Genomic DNA, 7406 nt, shown 5'->3' on the forward strand with positions numbered 1-7406 from the left:
GTAGCACCTTCTCCAAAATATTCAACGATTGCACCAGTACCTCCTTTTACAGTAAGAATACCTGCAACTTTAAGAATAACATCTTTAGGAGCAGTCCAACCAGATAATTTACCTGTTAACTTAACTCCAATAAGCTTAGGGAATTTAAGCTCCCAAGCCATTCCAGACATAACATCTACAGCATCCGCTCCACCAACACCAATTGCCACCATTCCTAATCCACCTGCATTTACAGTATGAGAATCGGTACCAATCATCATTCCGCCAGGAAATGCATAATTTTCAAGTACAACTTGATGAATAATTCCAGCTCCTGGTTTCCAGAAACCTATTCCGTATTTATTAGACACAGAAGACAAGAAGTCGAAAACCTCATTACTTTGTGTTTTTGCTCTAGCCAAATCAGTCACAGCATCTACTTTTGCCTGAATCAAGTGATCACAGTGAACCGTTGTAGGAACTGCCACTTTAGATTTTCCAGCATGCATAAACTGCAATAATGCCATCTGAGCAGTTGCATCTTGACAAGCTACGCGGTCTGGTGCAAAATCAACATAATCAACTCCTCTTCCAAAAGCCTTTGTCGGATTTCCGTCCCAAAGGTGGTTGTATAAAATTTTCTCTGTCAACGTAAGTGGACGTCCAACAATCTCTCGTGCTTTATCAACACGATTTGGCATGTTTTCGTACACTTTTTTAATCATTTCGATATCAAAAGCCATAAGTTCTATATTATTTTTTGTTTTTTTTATTTTATTTTAAACATGACAAGTTACAAAAAATAGGAGAGTTAAAAAAGAAAAAGCCCGAGTTTATCGCTCGGGCTTTTGATATATTAATAATCGTAAGATTACATTACTAACGATTTATTAGAAGGTGCAAACTTGGTCAAGTTAATACCTTCAACCGCAGTTGTATATTCTGCTAATGTTGGAGTTCTTCCTAAAATTGTAGATAAAACTACAACTGGTGTAGAAGAAAGTAATGACTCTCCTTTTTTACCTTCTGTATCTTCTACAACTCTACCTTGGAAAAGACGAGTTGAAGTTGCCATAACAGTATCTCCTTTTGCTGCTTTTTCCTGGTTACCCATACAAAGGTTACATCCTGGACGTTCTAAATACAACATGTTTTCGTATTCTGTACGCGCAGCACCTTTTGGAGCATTATCGTCAAACTCGAAACCAGAATATCTTTGTAGAACTTCCCAGTCACCTTCTGCTTTCAACTCATCAACAATATTATAAGTTGGAGGAGCAACTACAAGAGGAGCATTAAATTCTACTTTTCCTGTTTGTGCCTCTACGTTTTTCAACATTTGAGCAAGGATTTTCATATCTCCTTTGTGAACCATACAAGAACCAATAAATCCAAGATCTACTTTTTTCTCTCCACCGTAGAAAGATAATGGTCTGATAGTATCGTGCGTATATCTTTTAGAAACGTCAGCATTGTTTACGTCTGGATCGGCGATCATTGGCTCAGCAATTTGATCCAAATCAACTACAACTTCAGCATAATATTTAGCATTTGCATCTGGAGTTAAAGCTGGTTTCTCTGCCGATTTAATTTCAGCAATTCTCTTATCAGCTTTATTGATCAATCCTTGAAGAACGTGTTTATCGTTATCCATTCCTTTGTCGATCATAATTTGAATTCTGCCTTTAGCAATTTCCAATGATTCGATTAAAGTATCGTCTTCAGAAATACAAATAGAAGCTTTAGCTTTCATCTCTGCAGTCCAGTCAGTAAATGTAAATGCTTGGTCGGCAGTTAATGTTCCAATGTGAACCTCAATGATTCTTCCTTGGAATACATTTTCTCCTCCAAATTGGTGAAGCATTTGAGCTTGAGTAGCATGAACCACATCACGGAAATCCATATACCCTTTCATATCTCCTTTGAAAGTAACTTTTACAGATTCTGGAATTGGCATAGAAGCTTCTCCCGTAGCCAATGCAAGAGCAACAGTTCCTGAGTCAGCACCAAAAGCAACACCTTTTGACATTCTTGTATGAGAGTCACCACCAATAATAATAGCCCACTCATCAATAGTGATATCGTTAAGTACTTTGTGGATTACGTCAGTCATTGCATGATAAACACCTTTTGGGTCACGAGCCGTGATCAAACCAAAATCGTTCATGAATTTCATCAATTTAGGAATATTAGCTTGTGCTTTTTTATCCCAAACTGAAGCAGTATGACAACCTGATTGGTAAGCACCATCAACGATTGGCGAAATTACCGTAGCAGCCATAGATTCTAATTCCTGAGCAGTCATTAAACCTGTAGTATCTTGCGAACCTACAATGTTAACTTCTACACGAACGTCAGAACCAGCGTGCAATACTTTTCCTGGAGCGATACCAACTGCATTTTTGTTGAAGATTTTTTCTACAGCAGTAAGACCTTGTCCTTCGTGAGAAACCTCTTTTGAAGGAGCATACACTAACGGAGCTTCAACATCTAAAACTTTAGCAGCTAATGTTTGAAGTTTTTTACCAAATACGATAGCATAAGAACCACCCGCTTTGATAAACTCCATTTTTTGAGGAGTAAATGCTTTAGAAATGTCGATCAATTCCTGATCTCCGTTATAAAGTTTTTTCTCTTTAATATTGATAGTTAAAACAGTTCCTGTAGCAACAGAATAAGTTTGCTCAAGAATTGGTTCGTCGTTTTCGTTACGAATAACATTTCCTTCTGCATCTACTTTTTTAACCCAGTTTTTAAGATCTAAACCAATACCACCAGTAACGTCTACAGTTGTTAGGAAAATTGGAGAAATTCCGTTTGTTCCACCAACAATTGGAGCAATATTTACGAATGGAATGTAAGGACTAGCTTGTTTTCCTGTCCAAAGTGCCACGTTATTTACACCTGACATTCTAGAAGAACCAACTCCCATTGTTCCTTTTTCAGCGATTAACATTACGCTTTTATCAGGATGTTGTGCTTGTAACGCTTTAATTTCTTGTTGCGCTTGAGGAGTAATCATGCACTGCCCATGAAGTTCACGATCTGAACGAGAGTGCGCTTGATTTCCTGGAGAAAGTAAATCTGTTGAAATATCACCTTCACCAGCAATAAATGTAACTACCTTAATTTCGTCAGCTACTTCTGGAAGTTTTGTAAAAAACTCAGCTTGAGCATAACTTTCAAGGATTTCTTTTGCAATTGCATTATCATTTTTGAATGCCTCTACCAAACGATCTGTATCTGCTTCGTAAAGGAAAACTTGTGTTTTTAGTACTTTCGCCGCTTCTTTTGCAATTGCAGCGTCATTACCTAAAGCTAAATCTAATAATACTTCGATAGATGGTCCACCTTTCATGTGTGAAAGCAACTCAAAAGCAAAAGCTGGAGTGATTTCTTTTACTACTGATTGACCAAGAATAATTTCTTTTAAAAACTTTGCTTTTTCACCTGCAGCACTTGTAGTACCAGGTAATGTATTGTAAATAAAAAACTTAAGAGAGTCTTCGCGATGTGCGTTATCTGCATCTTTAATTTGGGAAATGATTTCGCTTAATAATTCAGCTCCATCGATTGGTTTAGGGTGTAACCCTTGATTTTTTCTTTCTTCAATTTCTTGAATGTAATCCTGATAAATATTCATAATAAAAGCGGATTTATTTTTTTGAGGCAAATTTAAGCATTAAAGACGATAATTAAAAAAAATTTAATAGAACAAGCCTTTTCAAAAATTATTATTGTTAAAAAACGATTTTCAGTGCTTGTTTTTGCCAAAAAATCAATTTTATATTAAAATAATGAATTATTAATATTTAAAAATCTTTTCTTTAACAAAGTCGAAATTCAATGTTATAAAGCAAGTAAGTTTTTACATCTATTTTCGCAAAGAATCTTTCTAAATAAGTAATTATAACGTTATAGTTGGGATTTAAAACGTCATCTTGAAGACCTTTTTAGAGTCTCTGAAAACAAAAATCCTGACAATAAATTGTCAGGATTTCTATAAATGCAAATTTTAGATTTTACATTAGTTTTTTAATAATTACCTCTTCTGTTATACCCTCAGCATCAGCTTTATAATTTTTAATAATTCTATGTCTTAAAATACCCGTTGCCACCGCTTGAACATCTTCAATATCTGGAGAAAACTTTCCATTAAAAGCTGCGTGTGCTTTTGCAGCAAGAATTAAATTTTGCGAAGCCCTTGGTCCTGCTCCCCAATCTAAATAGTTTTTTACAAAATCAGTAGTCAAACTATTATCTGGACGAGTTTTACTTACCAAAGTTACTGCATATTCAATAACATTGTCTGCAACTGGAATTCTACGAATTAAATGCTGAAAATCGATTATTTCTTGCGCAGTAAATAACGGGTTAATTTCTGTTTTAACATCAGAAGTTGTTCGTTTCACAACTTGAACTTCTTCTTCAAAAGTTGGATATTCTAATTTAATAGCAAACATAAAACGATCCAATTGCGCTTCCGGTAAAGGATAAGTCCCTTCCTGTTCAATAGGGTTTTGAGTTGCCAAAACAAAATAAGGCAAATCTAATTTATGATGTTGTCCTGCAATCGTAACCGATCTTTCCTGCATGGCTTCAAGCAGAGCAGCTTGTGTTTTTGGAGGTGTTCTGTTTATCTCATCCGCCAAAATAATATTAGAAAAAATTGGTCCTTTAATAAATTTGAAGTTTCTATTCTCATCCAAAATTTCGCTTCCTAAAATATCAGAAGGCATTAAATCTGGCGTAAATTGAATTCTTTTAAAATCTAGCCCTAAAGCCTGAGATAAAGTATTTATCATTAAGGTTTTTGCCAAACCTGGAACTCCAATTAAAAGTGCGTGTCCCCCAGAAAATATACAAAGTAAAATTTGATCTACAACGGCGTCTTGCCCTACAATAATTTTCGCTATTTCTTTTTTTAATTCGTTTCTTTTTTGAACTAAATTGTGAATTGCTGCTACGTCAGACATTTATAAATGTATTTAAAATTAAAAAGAGTTAATTCTATGAATTCATAAAACTAACTCTTTTTATTTATTTATTAAAACTTATTTTTTCAACCAATTGTTTGCAAACGTACAGTCTTTATATTCTCCAATAATTTTGATATACGTGTCTTTAATTTTAGCATCAAACCATTTTGCGATTGCATTGATTTGTTTTTCTTTTAATGCCAATTCTTTAATTTTAGTATAATCCTTAGCGTAATCAGCTGTATGCTCGTCAATTCTATTTGTAACCGTAATTAACTTATACGTCTTTTTACCTTTATCATCTGTATTTAAAAGTGGTTGAGAAACTTCGTCTCCTTTCAAATTTGAAACTTGGCTATATAAAGTTGGATCCATTTTTGTCAACTCAAAACGAGTATCTTGTGTTGTTGGATTCACCAATGTTCCTCCGTTTGCTCTAGTTTCTTTTTCATCAGATTCTGTTCTTGCAGCTTCGGCAAAAGTCACCTCTTTATTGACAATTTTATTTCTAATATTTGTAATTCTTTCTTTAGCTTCTTTTAAAGCTGCTTCTGAAACAGTTGGAGAAATCAATATATGACGAAGCTCTACTTCTTGCCCTTTAATTTTTTCTACCATAATAATATGAAATCCGTAAATTGTTTCAAATGGCTGCGAAATTTCTCCTGCCTGTAAACTAAAAGCAACATCTTTAAATTCTTTCACAAAAGGAGTTTTTCTTGTCATTTTGTAATATCCTCCATTTGGAGCAGATCCAGGATCTTGAGAATATAAAACTGCTTTTGTAGCAAAACTAGAACCTTCAAGAACATCTTGTCTTATGGCATTTAATCTATCTATTACTTTTTGCTTATCTTCTTTAGAAACTTTTGGCTCAACAACAATCTGAGCAACTTCCATTTCTGCTCCAAAAGTTGGCAATTCATCTTTTGGGATTTTCTTAAAGAAATTACGAACTTCCTCTGGAGTAATCTCAACATCTTTTACAATCTTATCCCTCATCTCACTAGCCAGTTTCTGCTCTTTTAAGATATCTGCAAAATAGGTTTTAAATTCTTCAACAGAACCTTTTTTATAGTATTCTACTACTTTATTTATATCTCCAACTTGCTGTGTCATATAATTAAGACGTTCCTCCATCATACTTCTAACTTCAGCATCGCTTACAATAATACTATCCTGAATTGCTTGGTGAGCATATAATTTATCTTCCAAAAGTTTACCAAGCATCTGGCATCTTGTAATATCCTTTACAGATCCACCTTGTGCAGTAATTTCTAAAAATCCTTTGTCGATATCAGAATCTAAAACGATATAATCTCCTACTGTAGCGATAATTCCGTCAATTTTCATTTTTCCGCCAGAAGGAGTTTCAACTGGCTTTTGAGCAACAACATCAGGAATAACTTCTTGCGCTGTGATGATTGAAGTAAAAAAAAGAAAAAAACAAATTGTTAGTGCAAACCTGTAATCAATTGTTTTTAGCTGTAATTTTTTTAATAGCATTATTTTAAATTTTATTTGAATGTAAGCCTGTTTTAGATAATCCCCCAGAAACTATATATGTTCGTCAAACATAAATAATTAAAGTATAGTTCTTTCGTAACTTATAACGAACAAAAATAACAATTCAATTACATAATCCAACTATCGGATATACTATTAACAAAAAATTATAGGATAGTTCGATTTCAATCTGCAAAATCATCTATTTCAGCTTTTTCAAATCACTTACAGGGATTTTTCTAATTGACTTTAAATCTTGATTTTAAACAGCAAATAAACTGCTTATTATAAGCATCATAAAAAAAGTTCTCAACACTACAACGTTTTCGTAAAGAACTATTTTCTTACAAATTAAAATTAAATCAAAAAACATTTACTTTAGATGCGCAATTATTAATTTATAGTATCTAAAAATAGCAATATCTTCTTTTTTAAAGCTTTAAATTAAAAAATTACAAAGCTCACTATTTAACTTAACCACATCTATTATGAAAAAACCTATTTTAAAATTATGCCTTATTATGGCATTTAGCGGACTATTGTATTCGTGTTCTCAAAATGAAATCAATGAATCGGATGCAAAAGCTGAAAGTCAAAAATTTAAAGTAATTGATGTTACACATCATGACGGAAAACCTTTTAGCACGGGAGTTTCGAGTGCTTCTGCAACAGGAAAATATGTTGACAATCCTGGCGGCGGCGTTATGATGCAGGCTTTCTACTGGGATGTTCCATCTGGAGGAAATTGGTGGAATACCGTAAGCAGCAAAGTAATTGCATGGGGAAATGCCGGAATTGGCTCAATTTGGCTTCCACCCGCTTCTAAAGCGCAAAACGGAGCTTTTTCTATGGGATATGACCCAACAGATTATTTTGATTTTGGAGATTACAACCAAAATGGAAGCACTGAAACAAGATTCGGATCTAAAGCTGAGTTAGTAA

General features: G+C 33.9%; 4 protein-coding genes and 1 pseudogene. 1 reads left to right on the forward strand and 4 read right to left on the reverse strand.

Features of this window, described 5'->3' with window-relative positions; all coding sequences use genetic code 11:
• The 4 genes from B3J44_RS12840 to B3J44_RS12855 form a co-directional block, all read right to left on the reverse strand.
• Positions 1-722 (reverse strand): aconitase family protein (locus tag B3J44_RS12840; protein WP_286968780.1); only part of this gene is annotated, 722 nt, incomplete at its 3' end.
• A gap of 128 nt (positions 723-850) precedes the next feature.
• Entirely contained in the window at positions 851-3622 is a 2772-nt protein-coding gene (locus B3J44_RS12845; RefSeq protein WP_286968782.1) for a bifunctional aconitate hydratase 2/2-methylisocitrate dehydratase, read from the reverse strand.
• A 379-nt stretch (positions 3623-4001) separates the two neighbouring features.
• The gene (locus B3J44_RS12850; protein ID WP_286968783.1) at positions 4002-4955 is read right to left on the reverse strand and encodes an AAA family ATPase; all 954 of its coding nucleotides are present in this window, start codon (positions 4953-4955) and stop codon (positions 4002-4004) included.
• Between the two features lie 78 nt (positions 4956-5033).
• Positions 5034-6464, reverse strand: a complete 1431-nt coding sequence (locus B3J44_RS12855; protein ID WP_286968784.1) for a peptidylprolyl isomerase — start codon at positions 6462-6464, stop codon at positions 5034-5036.
• A gap of 488 nt (positions 6465-6952) precedes the next feature.
• Between B3J44_RS12855 and B3J44_RS12860 the strand changes: the two are divergent.
• Positions 6953-7406: pseudogene (locus tag B3J44_RS12860) on the forward strand (alpha-amylase); the annotation flags it as partial.

The sequence above is a fragment of the Flavobacterium sp. UBA4854 genome, assembly GCF_002399805.1.
GTDB classification, from domain to species: domain Bacteria; phylum Bacteroidota; class Bacteroidia; order Flavobacteriales; family Flavobacteriaceae; genus Flavobacterium; species Flavobacterium ginsengisoli.